20 protein-coding genes are annotated in these 23,742 nt (G+C 68.3%); 8 read left to right on the forward strand and 12 right to left on the reverse strand.

All coding sequences use genetic code 11. From position 1 onward, the window contains the following. Positions 1 to 129, forward strand: a 129-nt coding sequence (locus ACP7A5_RS07885) for a hypothetical protein (RefSeq protein WP_426041549.1), incomplete at its 5' end; no start/stop codon positions are given. Between the two features lie 181 nt (positions 130 to 310). Beyond that, positions 311 to 1,219, forward strand: coding sequence for a hypothetical protein (locus ACP7A5_RS07890; RefSeq protein WP_426041407.1), 909 nt, complete (start codon positions 311 to 313; stop codon positions 1,217 to 1,219). Positions 1,220 to 1,226: 7 nt separating this feature from the next. Here the strand turns inward: ACP7A5_RS07890 and ACP7A5_RS07895 are convergent, their stop codons facing one another. Then, positions 1,227 to 2,393 (reverse strand): aminotransferase class V-fold PLP-dependent enzyme, encoded by a 1,167-nt coding sequence (locus ACP7A5_RS07895; protein WP_426041408.1) that lies wholly within the window; start codon positions 2,391 to 2,393, stop codon positions 1,227 to 1,229. A 68-nt stretch (positions 2,394 to 2,461) separates the two neighbouring features. Next, positions 2,462 to 5,317, reverse strand: coding sequence for a preprotein translocase subunit SecA (secA, locus tag ACP7A5_RS07900; RefSeq protein ID WP_426041409.1), 2,856 nt, complete (start codon positions 5,315 to 5,317; stop codon positions 2,462 to 2,464). 232 nt (positions 5,318 to 5,549) lie between these two features. On the opposite strand from secA, the gene ACP7A5_RS07905 reads away from it, so the two are divergent. Both ACP7A5_RS07905 and argJ read left to right on the forward strand, forming a co-directional pair. Further along, entirely contained in the window at positions 5,550 to 6,554 is a 1,005-nt protein-coding gene (locus tag ACP7A5_RS07905) for a peptidyl-prolyl cis-trans isomerase (RefSeq protein WP_426041410.1), read from the forward strand. After that, positions 6,551 to 7,951, forward strand: coding sequence for a bifunctional glutamate N-acetyltransferase/amino-acid acetyltransferase ArgJ (gene argJ, locus ACP7A5_RS07910; RefSeq protein WP_426041411.1), 1,401 nt, complete (start codon positions 6,551 to 6,553; stop codon positions 7,949 to 7,951). The genes ACP7A5_RS07905 and argJ overlap by 4 nt, the downstream gene beginning before the upstream one ends. A gap of 41 nt (positions 7,952 to 7,992) precedes the next feature. Here argJ and ACP7A5_RS07915 read toward each other — a convergent pair whose 3' ends face one another. The 5 genes from ACP7A5_RS07915 to hslV form a co-directional block, all read right to left on the reverse strand. Then, positions 7,993 to 8,778, reverse strand: coding sequence for a DUF3313 family protein (locus ACP7A5_RS07915; RefSeq protein WP_426041412.1), 786 nt, complete (start codon positions 8,776 to 8,778; stop codon positions 7,993 to 7,995). Positions 8,779 to 9,007: 229 nt separating this feature from the next. Then, on the reverse strand, positions 9,008 to 10,165 hold the full coding sequence (rlmN, locus tag ACP7A5_RS07920; RefSeq protein WP_425991154.1) for a 23S rRNA (adenine(2503)-C(2))-methyltransferase RlmN: 1,158 nt from the start codon (positions 10,163 to 10,165) through the stop codon (positions 9,008 to 9,010). A gap of 75 nt (positions 10,166 to 10,240) precedes the next feature. After that, the gene (hslU, locus tag ACP7A5_RS07925) at positions 10,241 to 11,542 is read right to left on the reverse strand and encodes an ATP-dependent protease ATPase subunit HslU (protein WP_426041413.1); all 1,302 of its coding nucleotides are present in this window, start codon (positions 11,540 to 11,542) and stop codon (positions 10,241 to 10,243) included. A gap of 19 nt (positions 11,543 to 11,561) precedes the next feature. Continuing rightward, a complete protein-coding gene (locus ACP7A5_RS07930; protein WP_426041414.1) occupies positions 11,562 to 12,437 on the reverse strand; it encodes a DUF4440 domain-containing protein in 876 nt (291 codons plus the stop codon). 198 nt (positions 12,438 to 12,635) lie between these two features. Continuing rightward, on the reverse strand, positions 12,636 to 13,190 hold the full coding sequence (gene hslV, locus ACP7A5_RS07935) for an ATP-dependent protease subunit HslV (protein WP_425991149.1): 555 nt from the start codon (positions 13,188 to 13,190) through the stop codon (positions 12,636 to 12,638). A gap of 141 nt (positions 13,191 to 13,331) precedes the next feature. On the opposite strand from hslV, the gene ACP7A5_RS07940 reads away from it, so the two are divergent. After that, on the forward strand, positions 13,332 to 13,721 hold the full coding sequence (locus ACP7A5_RS07940) for a BLUF domain-containing protein (RefSeq protein WP_426041415.1): 390 nt from the start codon (positions 13,332 to 13,334) through the stop codon (positions 13,719 to 13,721). A 31-nt stretch (positions 13,722 to 13,752) separates the two neighbouring features. Beyond that, a complete protein-coding gene (locus ACP7A5_RS07945) occupies positions 13,753 to 14,490 on the forward strand; it encodes a HesA/MoeB/ThiF family protein (protein WP_426041416.1) in 738 nt (245 codons plus the stop codon). Between the two features lie 131 nt (positions 14,491 to 14,621). Here the strand turns inward: ACP7A5_RS07945 and typA are convergent, their stop codons facing one another. Further along, on the reverse strand, positions 14,622 to 16,454 hold the full coding sequence (gene typA, locus ACP7A5_RS07950; RefSeq protein ID WP_426041417.1) for a translational GTPase TypA: 1,833 nt from the start codon (positions 16,452 to 16,454) through the stop codon (positions 14,622 to 14,624). Positions 16,455 to 16,634: 180 nt separating this feature from the next. Between typA and ACP7A5_RS07955 the strand changes: the two genes are divergently transcribed. Then, positions 16,635 to 17,093: a c-type cytochrome gene (locus tag ACP7A5_RS07955; RefSeq protein ID WP_426041418.1), complete on the forward strand. Its 459-nt coding sequence runs from the start codon at positions 16,635 to 16,637 to the stop codon at positions 17,091 to 17,093. A gap of 115 nt (positions 17,094 to 17,208) precedes the next feature. Then, the gene (locus ACP7A5_RS07960) at positions 17,209 to 17,568 is read left to right on the forward strand and encodes a hypothetical protein (protein WP_426041419.1); all 360 of its coding nucleotides are present in this window, start codon (positions 17,209 to 17,211) and stop codon (positions 17,566 to 17,568) included. A gap of 1 nt (position 17,569) precedes the next feature. Here the strand turns inward: ACP7A5_RS07960 and ACP7A5_RS07965 are convergent, their stop codons facing one another. The 4 genes from ACP7A5_RS07965 to ACP7A5_RS07980 form a co-directional block, all read right to left on the reverse strand. After that, on the reverse strand, positions 17,570 to 19,630 hold the full coding sequence (locus tag ACP7A5_RS07965; RefSeq protein ID WP_426041420.1) for an OPT family oligopeptide transporter: 2,061 nt from the start codon (positions 19,628 to 19,630) through the stop codon (positions 17,570 to 17,572). 84 nt (positions 19,631 to 19,714) lie between these two features. Next, positions 19,715 to 20,074 carry a YdbL family protein gene (locus tag ACP7A5_RS07970; protein WP_426037790.1) on the reverse strand — a complete coding sequence of 120 codons (360 nt, stop codon included), beginning with the start codon at positions 20,072 to 20,074 and terminating at the stop codon, positions 19,715 to 19,717. 17 nt (positions 20,075 to 20,091) lie between these two features. Next, positions 20,092 to 20,289 carry a YnbE family lipoprotein gene (locus tag ACP7A5_RS07975; protein WP_426041421.1) on the reverse strand — a complete coding sequence of 66 codons (198 nt, stop codon included), beginning with the start codon at positions 20,287 to 20,289 and terminating at the stop codon, positions 20,092 to 20,094. Positions 20,290 to 20,365: 76 nt separating this feature from the next. Continuing rightward, a complete protein-coding gene (locus ACP7A5_RS07980) occupies positions 20,366 to 23,542 on the reverse strand; it encodes an intermembrane phospholipid transport protein YdbH family protein (RefSeq protein WP_426041422.1) in 3,177 nt (1,058 codons plus the stop codon). Positions 23,543 to 23,742: the final 200 nt, after the last annotated feature.

The raw sequence follows: 23,742 nt of genomic DNA on the forward strand, positions 1-23,742 counted from the left end.
GGCGACACCAACCAGCACGGCATGGAGGGCGTGAAGTTCTGGACCAAGGTCAAGACCATCACCGCCCGCTGGCCGGACAGTGACCTCGAGCACGCCGATAGCTCGTTCGTGATCCCGACGATGGGGTGATCCATTCCTCCCCCATCGGGGGAGGTGGCTTGAAGCGCAGCGTAGAGACGGAGGGGGCTCATCCCGGATTCGGTGTCTGGAGCCGGCCCCCCTCCCCGCTGGGGGAGTCATAGAGCAGGCGACGCAATTCGGTGTTAAGCGTTAAGTTCGCACATATCCTGAAGCTGGAGCGCTCCCCCGCATGCGTCGCTTTCTGATCTGGTCCGCCCTGGCGGTGGTCATCGGCCTGGCCCTGGCCGGCGGAGGCTACTGGGCCTACTGGAATTTCTACGCCCGGTTCCAGCCGGTCACGATCAGCCGCAACCAGGCGGAAATCCAGCGCCTGCTGGACGAGGCCTCGTGGGTCTCGGGCGGCGGCGGGGGCGAACCCCTCTACATCATCGGCTATCGCGACAGCGCCTCCACCCAGCGCTACGAGCGGGAAGAGACGGAGAAGCTGCGCGCCGGAGGCGTCGAGGCCCGCGTGGTCGTCTTCGCCCGTCCCGATCGCGAGGGTCAGGTCCAGTCGACCCCCGCCGAACGGGCCACGGTGGCCGAGCTGTGGCTGAGCCGCGACTGGAGCCTCTATCAGCGCTGGACCGCCACGCCGTCACGCAACTGGACGGCGGCGGGCATTCCGGCGGCCGATGGCAACCTGGCCCGCTCCGCCGTGGTCGAGGCCAGCCGCCAGTTCGTCACCCGGCTGAACGCGCTGCTGCGCGATGCGGGCGCCCCGACCGGCTATCCCCTCGTGATCTGGCGCGACCGGGACGGATTCATGAAGGCCTGCGCCTGCGCTGACAGCCGGTCCTGGGCCTTCATCCGCGACGACTTCTCTGCCCCTGACGTGGTCGCCCCGGCAGGCTTGGGAGAACCCGGCCCGGCCATCCCGCCGACCGTGCCGACACCCGGCGACGGCACGCCGGAAAGCCTGCCCTATCCGACCCTGGGGCCGATCCCGCCCGCCGGGGAGGCGATCCCGCCCCTGCCGGGTACGGCTCGGCCGGGCGCGGCGCCCGGAACCACCCCTGCCCGCCCGACCACGCCGCCGCGCACCACGCCGGCCGCTCCGCCGCAAGCGACGCAGCAGGAAGACACGACCTTCTTCTAGCCGGGCGTCAGAACAGGCGTTTGCAGACGCCGATCAGCCGTTCGACGTCCTCGTCGGTCTGATAGAGGCCGAAGCCGAAGCGGATGACCTCGTCGCGCACGTCGGTGACGACATTGGCGGCCAGCAGATCGGCTCGCCAGCGCTGGGCGTCCCTGTGCTTCAGGGCCAGGAACCGGGCGCGCGGCCGGTTGTCGCCCATGATCGGGTTCAACACCTCGGCCTCGACCAGGGCGCCGCACTCTCCGGCCGCCAGGGCCCGGGCGAACCGCGCCTGCAACCGATCGGCGTGGGCCGAGACGGCGGCCGTGGTCAGCCCCTGTTCGTCCAGCATCCGCCGCACGCCGTTGAACCGGTACAGCGGAGTCGCATCGAACGTCGCGCCCCAGAACCGCCCCGCGTCGCCCCGGTACTGAACGCCCTCGGGCGGCCCCATCAGATTGCCAAACTCGGCGAACCAGCCGGTCGCCACAGGCCGCTCGCAGAAGCCGGCCGGCGCGTGCAGGAAGCCTGCGCCCTCGCCCGTCATGGCGTATTTGTAGCCGCCGCCAACGTAGAAGATCTTGTCCGCCACTGCCGACAGGTCCGTCGGCGTGGCCATGAAGCCATGATAGCTGTCGACGATCACCCACGGCCCTTCCGGTTTCGCCAGCGCCGCCAGGTCGTCGATGCAGCCAATAGCCTGGCCCGTCTTGAAGAAGACCTGGCTGACCACGATCACATCGTGACCGCCCGCCTGCGCCGCCGCCGTGAACCGCGCGTCGAAGGTGTCGAACGGCTCCAGCGGCACGCGCGCGACGACGGCGTCGCCGCTCTCCTCCCAGCGCTCGGCCTGACGGCGGAAGGCGTGGAACTCGCCGTCCGTGGTCAGGATGCGGACGGGCTTCGTCTCCCAGCCGGAGAAGATGCGGATCAGGAAGTCGTGGGTGTTGGGCGCGAAGACCACCGTCTCCGGGTCCGTCAGGCCCAGTTCCCTGGCGATATGTCTCTGCGCCTCCGGCACGACCTCGCCGAAGATTAGATCCCATTTGCGGTCGGCGAAATGGTTGGCCTCGACCCAGGCCCGCACCTGTCCGTCGAACGAGGCGTCCGGCCACAGGTGGTGGCTATGCGCCGCGAAATGCAGCCGCTCGGGATCGAGGGTGAGGGCGCGGGAGAAGAGGTGTTTGTAGGTCATCTCCCCTCTTCCCCCAGACCACGCCCGCGCTCAAGCAGCGAGCAACCGCGTCGCTCGCGTTAACGCCCTTAAACCAGCGCCCCGTGGCAGTGTTTGAACTTGCGGCCCGAGTGGCAGGGGCAGTCGGCGTTGCGGGGCGTGCGCTCCCACCCGGCCGGCAGAAGCTCGACGGGCAGGCGCGAACGGGCGTCGCCGGTCAGCTGCCCCTCGGGGTTCTGGGCCAGTGGATCCGCCATCTCGTTGACGCCGGTGCCGGGGTTCAGGTGGATTTCCTGGAACTCGGGCATCTCCATCGCCGGCGGGGCCTCGAAGCGGAACTCCACCGTCATCAGCCAGCGCGTCACATTGTGGCGCAGCTCGTGCAGCAGGGTCTCGAACAGCGAGAAGGCCTCGGTCTTGTACTCGTTCAGCGGATCGCGCTGGCCGTAGCCGCGCAGGCCGATGACGCCGCGCAGATGGTCCAGATGCACCAGATGCTCGCGCCACTGCATGTCGATCATCTGCATCAGGAACTGCTTCTCCAGTCCCCGGGTCTGGGTCTCGCCCAGTTGCGCGAGTCGATCGGCGGCGCGCGCCTCGGCGGCGGCCTGGATACGCTCCTCGACCTCCTCGTTCGACACGCCTTCCTCGGCGGCCCAGTCGTGCAGCGGCAGGTCGAGACCGAGCGTGGACTTCACCTTCTCGTCAAGGCCGTCGATGTCCCACTGTTCGGCATAGGCCTTGGGCGGCATGAAGCGGTCGACGAGGTCGGTGACCACGTCGCGGCGGAACTCGCCGACCAGTTCCGACAGGTCCGTGGAGTCCATGAACTCCTGGCGCTGTTCGAACACGGCCTTGCGCTGGTCGTTCACGACGTCGTCGTATTTCAGCAGATTCTTGCGGATGTCGTAGTTGCGGGTCTCGACGCGCTTCTGGGCGGTTTCCACGGCGCGGTTCAGCCAGGGATGCGAGATCGCCTCGCCCTCGGCCACGCCGAAGCTGCGCATGATCGCGTCCAGACGGTCGCCCGCGAAGATGCGCAGCAGGTCGTCCTCGCACGACAGGTAGAATTTCGACGTTCCGGGGTCGCCCTGACGGCCGGTTCGGCCGCGCAGCTGGTTGTCGATGCGGCGGCTTTCGTGGCGCTCGGTGCCGAGCACGAACAGGCCGCCGGCGTCCAGGGCGATCTTCTTCTGGACGGCGATGTCGGCCTTCAGCCGGGCCTCCTCGACCTTCAGCATCTCCGGCGTCACCTCGACGGCCAGGTTCCGCTGGTCGAGGCGGTATTTCTCGAGACGCATCTCGAGGTTGCCGCCCAGCTGGATGTCGGTGCCGCGACCGGCCATGTTGGTGGCGATGGTCACCGCGCCCGGCAGGCCGGCGTCGGCCACGATGAAGGCCTCCTGCTCGTGCTGGCGGGCGTTCAGGACGTTGTGCGGGATGCCCTTGAACTTGGTCTCGTATTTGATGTCGTAGGCGGCGTCGCCGACCTTGGCGGCCTCCTTGTCCTTGCCGACGAATTCCTTCTTCAGCGTGCGCGAAATCTCGACCTTGTGCTCGTATTTGTCGAGCAGGGCCGAGAGCTGTTCGGACTTCTCGATCGAGACCGTGCCGACCAGGATCGGCTGGCCGCGCTCGCGGCAGTCGGCGATCTGCTGGGCGATGGCCAGGTTCTTCTCGGCATAGGTCCGGTAGACCTCGTCGTCATAGTCGATGCGCAGGACCGGGCGGTTGGTCGGCACTTCCAGGACGTCCATCTTGTAGATGTCGAGGAATTCCTGGGCCTCGGTGGCGGCCGTGCCGGTCATGCCGGACAGCTTCTCGTAAAGGCGGAAATAGTTCTGGATCGTCACCGAGGCCAGGGTCTGGTTCTCGGGCATGATCTTGACGTCCTCCTTGGCCTCGATGGCCTGGTGGAGGCCCTCGGACAGGCGGCGTCCGGTCATCATCCGGCCGGTGAACTCATCGATCAGGACGACCTCGCCGGCCTTGATGATGTAGTCCTTGTCCTTCTGGTACAGGGTGTTGGCGCGCAGGGCCTGGTTGACGTGGTGCACCAGGCTGATGTTGGCCGCGTCGTACAGGCCCGTCGTGTCCTCGGCGAAATGGCCGCCGGCTTCCAGCAGCAGCTCGACCTGTTCGGAGCCCTCTTCCGTCAGCAGGGCCTGACGCTGCTTCTCGTCGAGGTCGAAGGTCGAGGTGTCCTTGATCAGCTCTTTGATCAGGGTGTCGCAGATCTTGTAGAGGTCCGACCGGTCCTCGGTCGGGCCCGAGATGATCAGGGGCGTGCGCGCCTCGTCGATCAGGATGGAGTCGACCTCGTCGACGATGGCGAAATGGTGCGGACGCTGCACCATCTCCTTGCGGTCATAGACCAGGTTGTCGCGCAGATAGTCGAAACCGAATTCGTTGTTGGTGCCGTAAGTGATGTCGGCGGCGTAGGAGGCCTGACGCTGACCGGACGACAGACCGTTGACGATGACGCCCACTTCCAGACCCAGGAAGCGATAGACGCGCCCCATCCACTCGGCGTCGCGGCGGGCCAGATAGTCGTTCACGGTGATGACGTGGACGCCCTTGCCGGACAGGGCGTTCAGATACACCGGGGCCACGGCCACAAGCGTCTTGCCCTCGCCGGTGCGCATCTCGGCGATGCCGCCGTCGTGCAGGATCATGCCGCCGGTCAGCTGCACGTCGTACTGGCGCTGGCCCAGGACACGCTTGGAGGCTTCGCGCGACACGGCGAAGGCCTCGTTCATGATCTTGTCCAGCGTCTCGCCGGCCGCGACCCGGTCCTTGAAGGTCTGCGTCATCATCCGCAGCTCGTCGTCCGACAGGGCAGCGAATTTCGGCTCCAGATCGTTGATCTTCTGGACCCGGCTCATGAAGTCCTTGACCTTGCGGTCGTTGGAAGAGCCGAAAAATTTCTTGGCGAAGCCGAGCATGGGCGATCCGGTGGCGATCGAGCGGTCTAGAGCTCTGGAATTTGCCCATGAGGGGCGGCGATAAGACGCCGCGAGAGGGGCTGCCGGGCAAGGCGGCGAAACACGCCGCGCATACGATCGAAAACCCCTCGACTTGGGCGCAGGCGGGACTTAAGCACCGGCCATACCCCTGTCAACGCGAGGGGCTTTGCGGCCCGGCGTTTGGACCCCTTCACGCGGGACGGAGCGTCCGATGCGACATTCGCGCAACCCTTTGGTTTTCCTCGGCCTCGCGCTGGTCCTGACGTTGGCGGCCTGCGGGCGCGGCGGGGGCGACGATCGCGCGCCGGAACCGGGCGACCGGGCCGTGGCCAAGGTGCAGGACCAGACCATCTGGGCCTCCGACGTCAAGCGCGAGGCGGTGGCGCAAGGGTTGGTCGGCGAGGGCGAGCCCCTTGACGTCACCTCGGACCTGTTCCGCCGGGTGCTGGACGAGGTCATCGACCAGAAGCTGCTGGCCCGCGAGGCCGAACGGCGCGGCCTGGACAACTCCGCCCTGGCCCAGCGCCGGCTGGAGGCGACCCGCGAGCGCATCCTCGGCGACATGCTCGTCGAAAACGTCGTCAACGGCGCCATTTCTGACCAGGCGGTCCAGACCCTGTACCAGGAGCAACTTCGCCTCGCCCGTACCTCGGAGGAGATCCGTGTGCGCCTGATCCTGTCGCGGACGAAGCCCGAGGCCGACGCCGTCATCGGCATCCTGGGCCAGGGCTCCAGCTTCGAGGCCGTCGCCCAGGAACGCTCCATCGACGAGGCGACCCGGTTCTCCGGCGGCGACCTCGGCTATTCCACTGCCGACGTCATGCCCCAGGCCTATGCCAACGCCCTGCGTGACGCCGCCGCCGGTTCGACCGTGGGCCCGTTCCAGACCGAGGGCGGCTGGGCTGTCCTGCGGGTTGAGGACCGGCGCCGCGAGAGCCCGCCGACGCTGGATCAGGCCCGGCCCCAGATCGTCCGTTACCTGACCTATGAAGGCGTGCGTCAACTGCTTGAGGAACTGCGCGGCAAGGCGAAAGTCGACGTGCTGCTGGCCGCCGAGAGCGACGCGCCCCAGGAACCGGCCTCTGCCGCGCCTGCGGCTGGCCCGACCCCGACGGCCCCGACCGCTACGGCTCCGGCGCCCGCGGTCGCGCCGGTCGCGACGCCCACGCCCGCCGCCCCGTCCACAGCGACCACTGCGAAAGCCGCCGCCCGGTGAGCAACGACGCGAAGAAGCCCGGCTCAACCGGCAAGGCCATCGAGCACGCCATCGAAAAGGCCCTCGACCCGCTGGCCTCGGCCATCAAGCGCGCCACCCAGCCGCAGCCGGTCACAACGCCGCCCGCCGCCCCCGGCAAACCCGGCCTCAAGATCTCGCCGCTGGCCGTGCCCTTCCCGGCCATTCCGCCCATCGGCGGGGTCGAGATCACCACCGCCCGCGCGGGCTTCTACAAGCATGAGCGCGACGACCTGACGATCTTCCGTTTTGCTTGCGGTACGACCTGCGCCGGCGTCTTCACCCGCCACAAGGTCGGCTCGGCTCCGGTGGACTGGTGCCGTCGACAACTCGACGCGCCCGGAGGCGGGCTCGACGTCCGGGCCCTGGTGGTCAACGCCGGCTGCGCCAACGCCTTCACCGGCAAGGCCGGAGCCGACGCCGCCCGCCGCACGGCCTCCGAGGTCGCCAAGCGGTTCGGTTGCCGCCAGCGCGACGTCATGCTGGCCTCGACCGGCGTGATCGGTGTCCTGCTGGACGACAAGAAAATCGCCGCCCGGCTGCAGGAGGTCGAGACGAAGCTCGATTCCGACGTCCCGCCGACGGCGCAGTGGGCCGCCGCCGGTCGCGGCATCATGACCACGGACACCTTCCCCAAGGGATCCTGCGCCGAGGCGACCATCGACGGCTTCAAGGTCCGCATCGCCGGCATCGCCAAGGGTTCGGGCATGATCGCGCCCGACATGGCCACCATGCTGGGCTTTATCGTCACCGACGCCAGCATCCACCCGACCGTGCTGCGGGCGCTGCTGGGCCTGCACGTTCGCACGACCTTCAACAGCGTCACCGTCGACGGCGACACCTCGACCAATGACACCTGCCTGCTGTTCGCCACCGGAGCCTCGGGCGCGCCGCGCATCGGCCGGGTCGGCGACCGCCGCCTGAAGGACTTCTCGGCCGCCCTCGACAAGGTCATGCTCGACCTCGCCCACCAGCTGGTCCGGGACGGTGAGGGGGCAACCAAATTCGTCCGCGTCACCGTTGACGGCGCGGCCTCGCCCGCCTCGGCCCGCAAGCTCGCCAAGTCGATCGCCGACAGCCCCCTGGTCAAGACGGCCATCGCCGGCGAGGACGCCAATTGGGGCCGGGTCGTCATGGCCGTCGGCAAGACCGATGAGCCGGTCGACCGCGACCACCTCGCCATCCGCTTCGGCCCCCACGTCGCCGCCGTCGACGGCGCCGTCTCCCCGACCTACGACGAGGCGAAGATGAGCGCCTATATGAAGAACGCCGAGATCGACATCAGCGTCGACGTCGGCTCGGGCCGCGCCTCCGCCACCGTCTGGACCTGCGATCTGACCAAGGGCTACATCGAGATCAACGGCGACTATCGGAGCTGACCGCGGCTCAGTCCTCCCCCGATGGGGGAAGAATCGTCCAGCTACTGCGGTGTCTGGGGCCTGACGCCCTGGGTCTGGGGCACATAGAGGCCGGTGACCGCCCGCGTGATGAAGCCGCCCGGCTGGTTGCGCGGGCCGAAACGTTCGCAGGGATCGGGCGTGGCGATGTCGCGCACCTTGCGATCCTGGGGCGCGAAACTGTCGCCGACCTGGTCTCCGAACAATTCAGCGAACTGCAGGGCGTCGCCGACCCGTGACAGGGACGGCGTGTCCATGCCCACGACATTGGCCGAGCGGGCCCAGGCCAGGGCCGCGACCTGGGTCCCGCCGACAGCGATCAGTTCGGCCTCGGCGGCCAGGGTTCCGGTCGTGCCGGGCGCGCGCACGCCGATCGGACCGGGGATGAAGAAGTTGGCCACCGCCGCCGCGCCGGAACCCGTGGGCTCGGTCGGGGCGATCCGCGTGACGGCGGCGCGGACGCGGGCGGCGTCGGCGGCCGGCTGCGGCACGATCGTGAACCGTTCGCTGATCTCGTAGCAGACCTGACGATCCACCTCGCCCAGCACCATCGCCACGTCGGCCGGAGCGATACCGTCAGCCGCGCCGGCGGTCAGGACCGAGGGCTCGACGAAGACGCGTTCGATGGCCTGCGCCGCAGGATCGTCGCGGCGGTCCCGGACCGAGACCCGCAGCGTGCCCTCCTTGGTCTGCAGGCCGTCATAGCTCTGCAGGAAGCCGCCGTTGGCCGCAGGGGCCGTCTGGCAGGCGGCGAGAGCGAACGCGCCTGCAATGATCACGGGGGCGGTTCGAAGAAGGCGATGGGTCATGGTGCGTATCCGCGAAGGAGGTGGCGGCTTAACACCGCAGCGACTGAAAAGATCACCGGCCGATTGTCGCTGGGGCAGGCGCCGCGCTTTGGCGCAATCAGCGGTGTTGGCTGGCGCATTGGCGGTGTCGGCGGTTCACGTCGGCAAAAGATTGCCGTTCACCGCCACTCGATTTTCGCCATGAGATTGCGGTTTCAGCCCTCCCGCGATCTGGTCATCGCGGGAGGGCTCAGGCTGCCGCCTGCTCGGCCTTCCTGAGCGTCGACGCCCGGACCTTTTCGCTTTCGGACTTGAGCTGGCCGCAGGCGGCGAGGATGTCGCGGCCGCGCGGGGTGCGGATGGGCGAGGCGTAGCCGGCCTTGTTGAGGATGGCGGCGAACCGTTCGATCGTCTTCCAGTCCGAGCACTCATAGTCCGTGCCGGGCCAGGGGTTGAACGGGATCAGGTTCACCTTGGCCGGGATGCCCTCGATCAGCTTCAACAGGGCGCGGGCCTCGTCGGGGCTGTCGTTGACGCCCTTCAGCATCACATATTCGAACGTCACGCGCCGTGCGTTGGAGAGACCCGGATAGGCGCGGATGCCGGCCATCAGAGCTTCGAGATTGTACTTCTTGTTCAGCGGCACCAGCACGTCGCGCAGGGCGTCGTTGGTCGCGTGCAGGCTGATCGCCAGCATGGCCTGGGTGCGGGTTCCGAGCGGGTCGAGCTGGGGCACGACGCCCGAGGTCGAGACCGTGATCCGGCGGCGCGACAGGGCGATGCCTTCGTTGTCGGAAATGATGTCGATCGCGTCGGCGACGTGGTCGAGATTATACAGCGGCTCGCCCATGCCCATGAAGACGATGTTCGACAGACGGCGGTCTTCCTTGGGCGACGGCCATTCGTTCAGGTCGTCACGGGCGACCTGGACTTGGGCCACGATCTCGGCGGCGGTCAGGTTGCGCACCAGCGCCTGGGTGCCGGTGTGGCAGAAGGTGCAGTTCAGGGTGCAGCCGACCTGGGACGAGACGCACAGGGCGCCGGCGCGACCGACGTCGGGGATGTAGACCGTCTCGATCTCGATGCCCGGCGCCGTGCGGATCAGCCATTTGCGCGTGCCGTCGGCGGAGACCTGACGCTCGACAATCTCGGGGCGGGCCAGGGTGAAGGCGCCGGACATGGCCTCCTGGGCGGTGCGGGCGATGTTGGTCATCGCCGTGAAGTCGGTGACGCCATAGTGATGGATCCAGCTCCACACCTGTGACGCGCGCATCTTCGCCTTCTCGGGCGGGCAGATGTCGGCATCGATCAGCGCCTCGCGCAGGCCCGCGCGCGTCAGACCTGAGAGGTTGACGGGGGCCGGTTTGGCCGGGGCAGAAGTGCGCGACAGGTCGAGCGTAACGCTCACGGGCGGTGATCCTGGATGAAGGGGAACGCCCCCTATAGCACGGATCGGGCTGGATTTAAGGCCAGCGCCGGTCGGTCAGAGGATGAACCGGCTCAGATCCGCGTTCTTCGACAGGTCTCCGACCTTGTCGCGCACTGCGTCGCCGTCGAAGACCAGCGTCTGGCCCGACAGGTCCGAGGCCTTGAACGAGGTCTCCTCCAGCACCCGCTCGATCACGGTCACCAGCCTCCGCGCCCCGATGTTCTCGACCGCGCCGTTCGCCGCCACCGCCGCGTCCGCCATCGCCTCGACCGCGTCCGGGGTGAAGGTCAGGGTCACGTCCTCGGTGGCCAGCAGGGCCTGGTTCTGACGGATCAGGTTGGCCTCGGGCTCGGTCAGGATGCGCACGAAGTCGTCGCGGGTCAGGGCCTTGAGTTCGACCCGGATTGGCAGGCGGCCCTGAAGCTCGGGCAAAAGGTCCGAGGGTTTGGCGACATGGAAGGCGCCCGAGGCGATGAACAGGACGTGGTCCGACTTCACCGGTCCGTATTTGGTCGAGACTGTGGTGCCCTCGATCAGGGGCAACAGGTCGCGCTGCACGCCTTCGCGGGAGACGTCGGCGCCGCCGCGATCCTGACGACCGGCGACCTTGTCGATCTCGTCGATGAAGACGATGCCCTCGTTCTCGGCCAGCAGCAGGGCGTCGCGGTTCAGGCTGTCCTGATCCAGCAGCTTGTCGCTCTCCTCCGTCACCAGCGGGGCGACCGCGTCCTTGACCGTCGTGCGCACCGACTTGGTACGCCCGCCGCCGAGCTTGCCCAGCATGTCCGAAAGGTTGAGCAGTCCGACATTGCCGCCGCCGCCGACATCCAGCCCCTGAATCGGGGACGAGGTGTCGGCCAGCTGGATCTCGATCTCCTTGTCGTCCATTTCGCCGGCACGGAGCTTCTTGCGGAAACTGTCGCGGGTGGCCGGCTGCGACCCCGGACCGACCAGACCGTCGAGGATGCGCTCCTCGGCGGCCGCCTCGGCCTTGGCGCGGACGCCCGTGCGGCGGGCGTCACGGACCATGACCAGGGCGGCCTCGACCAGGTCGCGCATGATCTGGTCGACGTCGCGGCCGACATAGCCGACCTCGGTGAATTTGGTCGCCTCGACCTTCAGGAAGGGCGAGCCGGCGAGGCGCGCCAGACGGCGTGCGATCTCGGTCTTGCCGACTCCGGTCGGGCCGATCATCAGGATGTTCTTGGGCGTGACCTCGTCGCGCAGGTCGTCGGGCACGCGCTTCCTGCGCCAGCGGTTCCTCAGGGCCACGGCGACGGCGCGCTTGGCGTCGTGCTGGCCGACGATGAAGCGGTCGAGTTCAGAGACGATTTCGCGGGGAGACAGATCGGTCATGGTCCGAAGATAGTCGCTGTCAGCCCGCAGCGGGAGGGGGCGGAGGCGGAGGATCCGCCAGGATCTGGGCGAACACCAGCACCCAGCCCATCGAGCGCTTCTGCCACAGGTGGACGTAGTGGCCGGCGAGCGGAGTCTCGTCGCGGGTCCACAGGGCGCGACCATAGGTCCAGACCATGTCGCCGGCAGCCGACGATCCGCCGCCGAACGGGGCGCTGAACTCGAAACGGCGCGGCCAGGCGTCGAGCGCGGCGGGGAAGGCCACCGCGCCGATCGCTGGAGGCAGCGGGGCGACATAGAGGCGACCGTCAGGGGCCAGCAGGGCCAGGTGGGCCTCTTTCTGATCGCGCGTTACGGCGGCGGCCAGCACGGCCTCGACGGCGCGCACCTCGGACATCGCGGCATCCGCGCTGAACGATTCGAGGATGGAGGTGGGCAGCAGCAGGGGCTCGGTCCCGGGGCCGGGAACGTCGGCGGCGCTCGCAGCGACCCCGCCGTCATAGACCCATTTCCACGAGCCGTCGGCCTGGCGCTTCCAGATCGTGAAGTAGTGGCCGGTGCGTGCGCCGCCGACCTCGACCCCGCCGGTAGTGAAGCCCAGGTCGCCGGACTTCGAAATCCCCGCCCAGTTCGGCCACCAGACCAGGGACGGCGCGGCCGGGTCGAAGACGGCGGCGGGATCGAGAATGTCGTGCGCCAGTCGCGGCGCTCCGCCCACGATCATGATCGCGTCGTCCGCCGACCATTTCAGGAAGGAGCCGTCGACGCCCATGGTCAGGCCGTCGGCCGCGAAGGCGCGCTCGGCCGCCACAATGGACGAGGCCTCGGCCGGCTGTGCCGTGACCGGGCGGGCGAAGGCCAGCAGCAGGGTGACGAGAACGATCAGACGAGGCATGGGAACTCCAGCCTTCAGTCATGCCGGGATCGGCGTGGATGTCCCGTTAAATCGCCGAAACCCCCGGGCGCACCGGCCTGACGATTCCTGATCGGGGCCCGGCGCTGGCTTCATTTCTGGTCGCTATCGTTCGGCGCGCCCCCCGGTCCGATCTCTGATCAGCCGGAGGACAGGCTCTGCCTCGCTGCATGAGCGAGGCTAGAGCCGCTCCACCGTCAGATTGCCGTTGGTGTAGACGCAGATGTCGGCCGCGATGGCCATGGCCCGGCGCGCGACCGCCTCGGCGTCCAGGTCGGTGTTGTCGATCAGGGCCCGGGCGGCGGCCAGGGCGTAGTTGCCCCCTGATCCCACGGCGGCGACGCCGTATTCCGGCTCCAGCACATCGCCGACGCCGGTGACGGTGAAGATGGCGTCCTTGTCGGCGACCAGCAGCATGGCCTCGAGCCGGCGCAGGTAGCGGTCGGTGCGCCAGTCCTTGGCCAGGTCGACGCAGGCACGAGCCAGCTGATCCGGATACTGCTCCAGCTTGGCCTCCAGCCGCTCGATCAGGGTGAAGGCGTCGGCCGTGGCGCCCGCGAAGCCGGCGAGCACCCTGCCACCCGCCAGGGTGCGGACCTTGCGCGCCGCGCCCTTGACGATGGTGGCCCCCATCGAGACCTGGCCGTCGCCGGCGATAACGGTTTTGCCGTCCTTTCGCACCGCCAGGATGGTCGTGCCGTGCCAGTCGGGAAAGCTGTCGGAAGTCTTGGTCATCCCGACCAGATGGCGACCGAAATGCGTCGGGGCAAGACGAAATCCCTGCAAAAACAGCGTTCGTAATTGGCCATATTTCTAGCCACGTAACCCGTTACAAGGGATGATCAAACCCCAAAAAAACAAAAACGAGGCCAAGCTTTGCTATATCGCGCGATCATCGCCGCCGAAACTATCGGGTCGACCGGTGTGTCGACCCTGTCGATCGCGCAAATTGTCGGCATCTCAGAGCGCAACAATCGTCGCGATGACATCACCAGCGGCCTGATGTTCCTTGATGGCTGGTGCCTGATGGGCATGGAGGGACATCGCGTCGATCTCGACCGGTTGCTGCGGCGCCTGACGGAAGATCGCCGCCTGAAAGGCCTGCGGGTCCTGGTCGACAAGCCGATCGCCGCGCGGTCTTTCTGCGAGCCGATGACCCTGTGCGACGACCCCCGCGCCATGGTCGGCGCCGTCGGCCTCGCCGATCTGGCCGGGATCACCGGCTATCAGGCCGAGAAGATCGTGGGACTGAAACTGGCTGCGTGACGCCGAAGCCTGTCGCGCTTACTTGAGGCGCATGAGTTTCTCCCCCGAAGAGGTCGAACGCTACGCCCGCCACCTGGTCCTGTCGGAAGTCGGCGGCCCGGGCCAACAGCGGCTGAAGACCGCGACCGTGGTCCTCGTCGGCGCGGGCGGGGTGGGCTCTCCGGCGGCGCTCTATCTCGCGGCCGCGGGCGTCGGATCGCTGCGCATCATCGACGGCGACACCGTCTCCCTGTCCAACCTGCAGCGCCAGATCCTGTTCGACACGGCCGATATCGACCGGCCGAAAGTCGAGGCGGCGGCCGGACGGCTGGAGGCAATCAACCCCCATGTCCGCGTCGAGACGCTGAATCATCGGCTGACAGCCGAGAACGCCGCCTCCGTAATCGCCGGAGCGGATGTGGTGCTGGACGGCGCCGACGATTTCGAGACCCGCTATCGGGTCAACGCAGCCTCCGTGGCGGCAGGGGTTCCGCTTGTCTCCGGGGCGCTTGGCCGCTGGACCGGTCAGGTCGGCGTGTTCACGGGCAAGCCCTGCTACCGCTGCCTGGTGCCCGAGACCCCGCCGGACGCCGAAACCTGCGCGCGGGTTGGTGTCGTGGGCGCTCTGGCCGGGGTGATCGGAGCGATGGCGGCGCTGGAGGCGATCAAGCTCATCACCGGGGCGGGCGAGCCGCTGACCGGACGGCTGCTGCTCTACGACGGCCTCGCGGCGACGAGTCGGGTCGTGGCGGTCACGGCCGATCCGGGGTGTCCGGTGTGCGCGGTGTAAATCCGCCCCCAGCGCAAGAGGTGGCGCTGAGCGGCATCGCGACGTGACGCAGGGGGCTCACCCCAGACGCGGTGTCTGCGGTGAGCCTCCTCCACCAGTTCGTGGTCCCCATCCCCCGATGGAGAGGACGGCTACTCCGGACGCGCGCGCTTCTTGCGGAACGACGGGTTCAGGATCTGCTTGCGCAGACGGATCGACTTGGGCGTGACCTCGACCAGTTCGTCGTCGCCGATGTAGGCGATCGCCTGTTCCAGCGACATCTGGCGCGGCGGGGTCAGGCGCACGGCCTCGTCCTTGCCGGAGGCGCGGACGTTGGTCAGTTGCTTGCCCTTGATCGGGTTGACGTCCAGGTCGTCCCAGCGGGCGTTCTCGCCGATGATCATGCCTTCGTAGGTCTTCTCGCCGGCGCCGACGAACATGATGCCGCGATCCTCGAGGTTCCACAGGGCGAAGGCGGCGGTGTCGCCGTCGGAGTTGGAGACCAGCACGCCCTTCAGACGGCCGGCGATCTCGCCCTTGTAGGCTTCGTAGTGACTGAAGACGCGGTTCAACACGCCCGAACCGCGCGTGTCGGTCAGGAACTCGCCCTGATAGCCGATGAGCGAGCGCGACGGGGCCTTGAGGCTGATCCGGGTCTTGCCGGCGCCCGAGGGACCCATGTCGGTCATTTCGGCCTTGCGGGCCGACAGCTTCTCGATGACGACGCCCGAGAACTCGTCGTCGACATCGATCATGACGTCTTCGATCGGCTCCATCTTCTCGCCGTTCGGGCCCTCCTGGAACACCACGCGCGGACGCGAGATCGAGACCTCGAAGCCTTCGCGGCGCATGTTCTCGATCAGCACGCCCAGCTGCAGTTCGCCACGACCGGCCACTTCGTAGGCGTCGCCGCCTTCGCTGGTCGTCACGCGGATGGCGACGTTGGCTTCGGCTTCCTTCAGCAGGCGGTCGCGGATGACGCGCGACTGGACCTTGTCGCCCTCGCGACCGGCAAGCGGGCTGTCATTGACCGACACGGTCATGGAGATGGTCGGCGGATCGATCGGCTGGGCGGGAAGCGCATCGGTGACTTCCATGGCGCACAGGGTGTCGGCCACGGTGGCCTTGGACATGCCGGCGATAGCGACGATGTCGCCTGCTTCGGCGCCCTCCTCGACGGCCTGACGCTTCAGGCCGCGGAAGGCCAGCACCTTGGTAATGCGGCCGCGCTCTATTTCCTTGCCGTCACGGTCGAGGGCGTGGATCGCCATGCCGGGAACGGCCTTGCCGCTCTCGATACGGCCGGTCAGCAGACGGCCCAGGAACGGATCGGACTCGATCAGCACGTTCAGGATCTGGAACGGCTTGTCCCTGTTCTCGGCGACCTTGGGCGGCGGGACGTGCTCGACGATCAGGTCGAACAACGGGGCCAGGTTATCGTTGGGGACATTCATGTCCATTGTCGCCCAGCCGTTCCGGCCCGAGGCGTAGATGTGCGGGAAGTCCAGCTGCTCGTCCGTCGCGCCGATGGCGGCGAACAGGTCGAAGGCTTCATTGTGGACGCGGTCCGGGTCGGCGTGGGCGCGGTCGACCTTGTTGATGCACAGGATCGGACGCAGGCCCATCTTCAGCGCCTTGGTCAGCACGAACTTGGTCTGGGGCATCACGCCCTCTTCGGCGTCCACAAGGATGACGCAGCCGTCCACCATGCCCAGGATGCGCTCGACCTCGCCGCCGAAGTCCGCGTGGCCCGGGGTGTCGATGATGTTGATGCGCGTGTCGCCCGCCTTGCCGTGCCAGAGCACCGAGGTGCATTTGGCGAGGATGGTGATCCCGCGTTCCTTCTCCTGGTCGTTGGAGTCCATGGCCCGTTCGGTCTGGGCTTCGTTGGCTCGGAAGACGCCGGACTGGGCCAGCAACTGGTCCACCAGAGTGGTCTTGCCGTGGTCAACGTGGGCGATAATGGCGACGTTACGTAGGTTCATGGTCGTTCAATGCGAAAAGGCGGCCGACAAATGCGGGGGCCGCTCGTTAGGGGTGTCATGCGGGGAGCGCGCGCCTCTTACAGCTTGGGCGGCCGAAAGGCCATAGCGGGTCAAGATGGCGAGCGTTTGACAGACATCGGGTCGGGGAGCAGCGTTCGGATCTGACTCTGGAGTGGGCGGATGAAACGTTTGATCGTGGCGGGCGCTGTGGCCCTGATGTGCGCCGGCGGGGCGGCGGGGGCTCAGGAGGACGCAATGTCTCCAGCCCAGATCGTCGCGGCGCGTCAGGCGTCCCTGATGATGTCCGGCGTGACCATGGGCTCGATCAAGGCGGGGCTGGACGCCGGCGCCCCGGCCCAGTCGATGGGGTTCAGCTCCGGGGCTTTGACACGCTGGGCCACAGCCCTGCCGAATATGTTCCCGGCGGGCACGGGATCCGACACGCTCGGCGCCGCGACCAAGGCCAGGCCCGAAATTTGGACCGACCGCGCGGGTTTTGAAGCCAGGGCAGGTGATTACGCCGCCGCCGCCGCCCGACTGCAGGAACTGATCGCCGCCGGCGATACGGCCGGAGCCCAGGCCCAGTTCATGGTCGTGCGGGCCTCGTGCCAGTCCTGCCACGACACCTACAGGTCGTAGGACAGGGATCCTGTCCGGCTGGAAGAAGGGGCGGGGCGCGCTCGGCCCCATAGCGCCGCTGATCGGGGCGTGGATCACGACGGGCGCGGGCGAGGGCTCGACCCCGGCCCACGGAATGTCGTGCAGTCGCGCCTTCACCGCCTTCGGCAAGGACTGGATCCGTCTGGAGGCGGAATGGCGGATGGGCGACCGCCCGCCCTATCGCGAGGTCGCCCTGTTCGGAAAGGGCGAGGACGGGACACTGGCGTTCCACTCCTTCACCAACGACGGCAAGCGGTCGACCGCGCGGCTGACGGATGGGACCGACGTCCATCCGGACGCGATCGCCTTCGAGGCCCAGATGAAGGCCGGGCTGGCGCGCATGGTCTACTGGCCGCGCGACGACGGCGAACCCGGATTCCATTTCACGGTCGAAAGTCGGGTGAGGACCGGCTGGAAGCGGTTCCTGACACAGACTTTCGCGCCTGAGGTCTAACTCAGACCTTGGCCGAGCGTCCGCGCACCCAGGCGTAGAGGGCGACGATCAAGACCGCGAAAACCGCGAGCCCTGACAACATCGCCGGCCAGGTCGAGCCTTCCGGCAGCATGGCGAAGGGGGCGTCATTGCCGGTGCCGACGATGACCCCGGCGGTCATGACCAGGAACAGGCTCTCGCCCACGATCAGGCCCGAGGCCAGCAGGACGCCCATGCGGCGACCGACATCGGCGAAGCGGGTGGTCTTGATGGACTTGTCGTAGATCCAGCCGCAGACGGCGCCGATGACCAGCATCGTGGTCACCGCGGCCGGCAGGTAGAAGCCGATGCCGACGGCCAGGGGCGGCAGCTTGACCCTGCCCTTGGTCGAGGCGTTCAGCACCGCGTCCAGCACGATGATGACCATGCCGATCACCGCGCCGATGCCGATCAGGTCCCAGCGCAGGTCGCCGCCGATGACGCCGCGCGCCAGGGCCGAGATCAGGGTGGCCTGCGGGGCCGCCAGCGGCTCGTCAGCGATGCCGGCGGGTCCGCCCTCGAAGCCGAAGGCCTTGTTCAGCAGGTTGAGGATCAGGGGGATGACGATGGCTCCGGCGATGACGCCGACGATCAGGGCCGTCTGCTGACGCCAGGGCGTGGCCTGGACCAGCTGGCCGGTCTTGAGGTCCTGAAGGTTGTCGTTGGCGATCACGGCGACGGCGAAGACGACCGCTGTCACGATCAGGGCGAACGCCACGACTGACGGATCGGCGGGCAGGCCGGCGATGGCCAGCACGCCCAGCATCAGCAAGGAGGCGATCACGATGGCCAGGATGCCGACGCCCGATACCGGGCTGTTGGAGGAGCCGATCAGCCCGGCCATGTAGCCGCAGATGGCGGCCACGGCGAAACCGATCAGCACGACATAGATGAGCCCGCCGGCAACCAGCAGGACGGTCGAACTCGCCAGGGTTGGATTGCCCTGGGCGAACCAGGCCAGGATGCCGCCGATGCCGATGAGACAGGCGACCGACAGTCCGGCGACGATATTGATCGGAATGTCCTGTTCCGTGCGGTCCAGCACCTCGCCGGCATTGCGGCGGCGGTTGGCGGCGAGCGCCGAGGTCAGGCCGCCGACCAGCGGACCGGCCAGTTTGATCAGGGTCCAGATGGCGGCGACGCCGATGACGCCCGCGCCCATGAAGCGGACCTCGTTGCGCCAGACCGTCACGGCCAGCTCCTCGGGAGAAGCGCCGACAGGCACGGTCGAGGCGATCGAGGCGATGCCGTGCGACGACAGCCAGGCGATGAAATCGGGCGACGTCATGATCGGAACGAAGATGAACCAGGCGACGATCAGGCCGAACAGCTGGGCCAGGCCCACGGTCAGGCCGATCAGGTGGCCGGCGCCGAGCAGGGCGAACTGCATGCCGAAGCCGAGACCCGTGGCCCCGCCGCCCAGCGCCGCCGGCATCTTGATGAACCTGGCGGCTTCGCCTGCAAAGACCCGGCCGGCGACCAGCAGGGCGTAGCCCGCCGAGATGATCGCGCCGGTGCTGACGACCAGCAGGCCGGCCTTGTTCTCGCGCACGGCGCTTTCGGTCTGTTCGGCCCCCCGCGAGCCAACGGTCAGGACCTCGGCGGCGGCGACGCCTTCAGGATAGGGCAGGCCGGCCTCGACCACGAGGGCGCGACGCAGAGGGATGGAGAAGGTGACGCCCAGGACGCCGCCGAAGACGCAGATCAACACCGATTCCCAGAACGGGAACTCCAGCCACCAGCCGACCATGACCAGGCCGGGCAGGACGAAGATGATCGAGCTCATGGCCCCGCCGACCGAGGCCACGGTCTGGACGGTCATGTTCTCCCAGATGGTGGAGGTCTTGAACGCTCGCAGTATGGCCATGGAGATGACCGCCGCCGGGATGGCCGAGGCGAAGGTCAGCCCGACCTTCAGGCCCAGATAGGTATTGGCCGCGGTGAACACGACCGCCAGCAGACAGCCCAGGATCAGGGCGCGGACCGTGAGTTCGACGCGTTTTGTGGGCCCGGCAACGGGGGCGGCGGCGGGCGTATCGGTCATCAGGCGGTCCCCTCGAAGAAGCCGCAGACCTAAGCCGGAAATTGCGGGGGGATCAACGGGGCGTGGTTTCTCCGGATGTCTCGTCTAGCGTTGCACCCACTGGCCCGATGCATTGCGGTACCACTGGCCCGTCGAGATGCGCGGCAGGAGCTGGCTCTCGAACATCCGGGCGGCGGCCACCTCGGTGGAGGTGCCGACATCTGCGGCGCTGGCGGCGTAGACCTGGCGGCGGGCGTTGTTGGTTACGGTGATGGCGCTCCGGAGCTCCGGAGCGGCGGTGGTGCGGATGCCGAGGTAGCCGTCGGCCTGTTCGCCGACGACGCCTTCAGCCTTGGCCGCATCGATCAGCGACTTCTGGGCCGGGGTCTGTGCTAGGGCGGCCCCCGCGGCAACGCCCAGGGCGACGACGGCGGCGCCCAGAACGAAGAATTTTCGGAAGGTCATGGAGGAGCTCTTTTCCATCAGAACAGATTGGGATTTTCGGTCAGCAGGTCCTGCAGCTCGCGGTCCAGGCGGACGCGGACGTCGGCGTCCAGCTTGGCGTAGATCTCGATCGGCGCGACCTCCAGCCGGATCGTCGGGGTGCAGGCGCCCAGCATGGCGGAGGCGGCCAGGACCAGGAGGCCGAGGCGAACGGCGCGGGAGGAAGGTGGGGTCATCGGTCGGTCTCCAGGATCTTCAACGCTCTCACTGGCACAGGGGATGCACCCTGTCGCGTGAACGGGCTCTGAACGGTCAAGGCTGTTCCGAGCCAGACTCGGGGTCAGGATCGCCGTTTCTGGCCCGATTGACGGCCAGCAGGTCCGAGACGAGCTGATTGAGGTTCAAGGTGGTGTCGAGCGTCAGGTTGATCCCCGTGCCGGACGGCAGGGGCAGGGTCCGGTTCAGGAACTCGCGGCTTATCAGTTCGGACAGGCTGAGACGCAGTTCCTGTCGCTGCGGCGGATCGTGTCGACCCATGATGTGGAAGCGCACGCCCAGCCGGCCCTCGTCCTTAGATTCGAGGTCGGCGGTCAGGGTGTCGAAGGCGAGGTTCTCCATCGCCTGATAGGCCAGATCCTCGACGGTGTTCGGGGGCACGTCGCCGCCGCCGCCGGCCTCGAGGTCCGACAGGGCATCGCGCGCGATCGACAGGCGGCCGGGCTGGGCGGCGTAGAGTGTCCCGCCCGTGATCCGCACGCCCGCATCGGGGTCGGAGGTGAAGGGCAGGCGGCCGGACACCACGGCGTCCAGCTTCACCCGGTCGCCGAAGCCCGCGCCCGCGATCAGCTCGCCCAGCTGCACCCGGTCCAGCACGATGACGCCCGAGAACGGACGCCGGTCCAGCGGCACGGAGAAGGGTTCGACCCTGATCGTGCCGCCGGCCGCACGGATTTCCCCGCCGGCCACGCTGATCGCCGCCTTGTCGAGAGAAAAGGTCAGGTCCAGTTCGGTGAAGTCGGCGACCGACTCCAGGGTGGCGACGCGCAGGGACTGGTCCGGCGCCGTGGTCAGGGGCGCGAGGTTGGTGAAGTCGATCGTTCCGCTCAGGCCCTTCACCGCCCCGGCAGGACTGACGAAGTCGAGGCCGGGGATGACGAGACGGCCCGAGCTGGTTCCTTCCGGCAGGTCGTCGCTCCAGTTGAGGCGGCCGCTGAAGGCGGCCGTGCCGGTCGCGGGCGACTGGACGAAATCGGCCGCCAGCGGGCTGAGGTCGGCGGGCTGGAGCCCGCCCTCGGCGAAGGTGAGCGACGGCGCATCGATGACGATACCGCCCTCTCCGGTCGTGCCGTCATGGGCCAGCGTCAGCTTGCCGAGGACGATGTCGTTGCGGGCCAGATCAAAGACGCCGGTCCAGCGCTCTTCGGCCAGGGTCGCCGAACCGGAAGCGGTCAGCGGGTTGAACCGGCGGGGTCGCGTGGCGTCCTCGACGTCGGCGGAGGCGATCACGGCCTCCAGTCGGAGACCGGCCTTCGAGCCGGTGGCGAAGGCCATGCCCTGGATGGCGGAGAAGCCCATGGCCAGGAAAGGCGCAGACGCAGCGACGTCGGTCAGCCGACCCCCCGCGCGCCAGCGGCCGTCCTGCGACACGACCAGAGGCCTCCCCGAGGCGCACAGGCCGCCGGACAGGTCCATGACGTCGTTCTCCTCCAGCTCCAGCCGCTCGGCGGTGAAGGTCAGGCAGTCGGACGCGACATAGGTCAAGCGGCCCGCATTGGTCGCCAGCACGCCCCGGGTTTGAACGTTCAGTCCACGCGCCAGGCCGAAGTCGAGCGTGGCGCGGCCGTCGAGGGTCGCCTCGAACCCACCCGCCGTCAGCCGCCAGTTCGGGACGACGAAGGTCGCCTCGGGCAGCCCCTGTCCGCGCGTGGCAACGAGAGTCAAGGCTCCGCCGCCGCGCTCGCCGGGCCGGGCGGCGAAGATCGGCGTGGCGACCGGGCTGATGGTCAGGGCGCCGCCGTTGGCGGGCGTCAGGCGGGCGGCGCGCGGCAGGGTCACGGCCAGACCGGCGTCGCCGCTGGTCAGGCGCAGCGCCGGGATGTCGAGAGCGAAAGCGCCCAGGGCCCGCTTCATCTCCGCCAGTTCCGGCAAGTCGTCGGCCGCGACCGGGCCGAACAGGGGCCAGGCGCCGCGCGCCGAGGCCAGAGAGCCGGTCACCACCAGCGCCGTCGACCGCCCGGAGGCGAAGTTGAGGGCGAATCGTCCGCCGACCTGGTTCAACACCAGGGCGTCGAAGGCCGCGCGCGACAGGCGGGCCGACAGCGAGCCGCTGGCCTCGACGGCGCCGGCCGCGCCGCTGACCGCCAGTCGGGAGGAGGTGGCCTCGGCGCCGCTCAGGACCAGGTCGCCGGCCTGCCCCGATGCGGCGCTCAGGCGGGCGGGGCCCTCGACGCTCCACGACAGGCCGTCGGCGCCTTGCTGAAGGGCGACGCGGGCCTCCGTCGCGGAACCCTCCGCCGAGCGGGCGGACAGGCCCGGCGCGGACACGTTCCCCGCGCGCAGCCGGGTCGATGCGGTTCCGTTGAAGGCCAGGGTCTCGATCCAGCCGCTGACCTGTCCGTCCGCGATCAGGGTCAGGACCGCGCCCGTCGTCGCCGCATCTCCGACGGCCACCCGGTCGCCGGACAGGGTCATGTCAGCGGTGGCGCGTCCGCCGCCCCGACGCGCCTTCAGGTCGGGATAGGGAAGCTCGGCCGTCCCGGACAGGCGGGCGCCCTCGCCGCTCAGGCCTGGCGCAGCGAACCCCTCGGCGGCGAGATCGACGTCCAGCGCGACCCGGTCGCCCATGGTCGTCAGGTCCAGCGATCCGCCCAGACCCCGCGCCTCGATTTCACCGCTCTTCAGCGACGCGGCGGGCATGCGCGCCGCCAGCCGCATCAGCTTGCCGTCGTCGATGCGGGCATCGGCCAGCAGCGACAGGGGGCCGTATTCCGTATCGAGACGCAGGCGGCCGGTCTCGACGATGACGACAGGGCCCCGGCTGTCGGGGCGGGGCGGCTTGCCGATGAACTCCTCGATCAACGAGTCCAGCGAACCGAACGACAGTTCGCCGTCCTTCCACGTCGCCCGCGCGACCGGGCGGACCAGGCGGATGCGGCTGGGGGTCACGCCGAGACCGGTCGAGGACCAGGGCAGGCCGAGGGCGTAGTCGACCTCGACCCGCTGGATGGTCACATCGGGGTTTGTCTGGTCGCCGATGCGGACGCTGCCGACGAAGCCGTTCAGTTCCAGGCGTTCGATCTCGACATCCGCCTGGATGCCGCGCTGGTCCAGCCAGCCGACCAGCACCTCGCGCGCCGCCGCCCGCCGGTTCAGCCAGATGACGGCGGCCAGCAGCGACAGGACGATGAGCCCGATCGCCAGGCCGATCCCGATTGCGCGCGCCAGGCGAAGGCCGCCCTGTTTTTTTCGCTCCTGGGGCGTATCGCTCATTCCACGCGCTCTCCGCTGTCCCGGATCAGGACTGAGTCATCCATCAGCATCCCCAAGGTGTCGCATCGGGACATGACCGTTGCGAACACGCCACAATGAGTGGCCCCACGGTCACTTTGAGTGGAGCAAAGGCTGCGATCGTCTCGCAATGATTCGGGAACGACAGCACAGACGAGCATAGCGTCGCGATAGACTGTCCC

The sequence above is a fragment of the Brevundimonas sp. TWP2-3-4b1 genome, from assembly GCF_049897665.1.
In the GTDB taxonomy this organism is placed as follows: domain Bacteria; phylum Pseudomonadota; class Alphaproteobacteria; order Caulobacterales; family Caulobacteraceae; genus Brevundimonas; species Brevundimonas subvibrioides_B.

What these genes read in the sequence shown, in the direction of transcription:
- ACP7A5_RS07945 (WP_426041416.1), top strand. Translation starts at nt 13,753, where the DNA reads ATGAGTTTCTCCCCCGAAGAGGTCGAACGCTACGCCCGCCACCTGGTC.
- ACP7A5_RS07915 (WP_426041412.1), bottom strand. Translation starts at nt 8,778, where the DNA reads ATGACCCATCGCCTTCTTCGAACCGCCCCCGTGATCATTGCAGGCGCG.
- ACP7A5_RS07895 (WP_426041408.1), bottom strand. Translation starts at nt 2,393, where the DNA reads ATGACCTACAAACACCTCTTCTCCCGCGCCCTCACCCTCGATCCCGAG.
- ACP7A5_RS07965 (WP_426041420.1), bottom strand. Translation starts at nt 19,630, where the DNA reads ATGACCGATACGCCCGCCGCCGCCCCCGTTGCCGGGCCCACAAAACGC.
- ACP7A5_RS07955 (WP_426041418.1), top strand. Translation starts at nt 16,635, where the DNA reads ATGAAACGTTTGATCGTGGCGGGCGCTGTGGCCCTGATGTGCGCCGGC.
- hslV (WP_425991149.1), bottom strand. Translation starts at nt 13,190, where the DNA reads ATGACCAAGACTTCCGACAGCTTTCCCGACTGGCACGGCACGACCATC.
- ACP7A5_RS07975 (WP_426041421.1), bottom strand. Translation starts at nt 20,289, where the DNA reads ATGACCCCACCTTCCTCCCGCGCCGTTCGCCTCGGCCTCCTGGTCCTG.
- typA (WP_426041417.1), bottom strand. Translation starts at nt 16,454, where the DNA reads ATGAACCTACGTAACGTCGCCATTATCGCCCACGTTGACCACGGCAAG.
- ACP7A5_RS07980 (WP_426041422.1), bottom strand. Translation starts at nt 23,542, where the DNA reads ATGAGCGATACGCCCCAGGAGCGAAAAAAACAGGGCGGCCTTCGCCTG.
- ACP7A5_RS07960 (WP_426041419.1), top strand. Translation starts at nt 17,209, where the DNA reads ATGTCGTGCAGTCGCGCCTTCACCGCCTTCGGCAAGGACTGGATCCGT.
- ACP7A5_RS07890 (WP_426041407.1), top strand. Translation starts at nt 311, where the DNA reads ATGCGTCGCTTTCTGATCTGGTCCGCCCTGGCGGTGGTCATCGGCCTG.
- ACP7A5_RS07905 (WP_426041410.1), top strand. Translation starts at nt 5,550, where the DNA reads ATGCGACATTCGCGCAACCCTTTGGTTTTCCTCGGCCTCGCGCTGGTC.
- secA (WP_426041409.1), bottom strand. Translation starts at nt 5,317, where the DNA reads ATGCTCGGCTTCGCCAAGAAATTTTTCGGCTCTTCCAACGACCGCAAG.
- ACP7A5_RS07970 (WP_426037790.1), bottom strand. Translation starts at nt 20,074, where the DNA reads ATGACCTTCCGAAAATTCTTCGTTCTGGGCGCCGCCGTCGTCGCCCTG.
- hslU (WP_426041413.1), bottom strand. Translation starts at nt 11,542, where the DNA reads ATGACCGATCTGTCTCCCCGCGAAATCGTCTCTGAACTCGACCGCTTC.
- ACP7A5_RS07930 (WP_426041414.1), bottom strand. Translation starts at nt 12,437, where the DNA reads ATGCCTCGTCTGATCGTTCTCGTCACCCTGCTGCTGGCCTTCGCCCGC.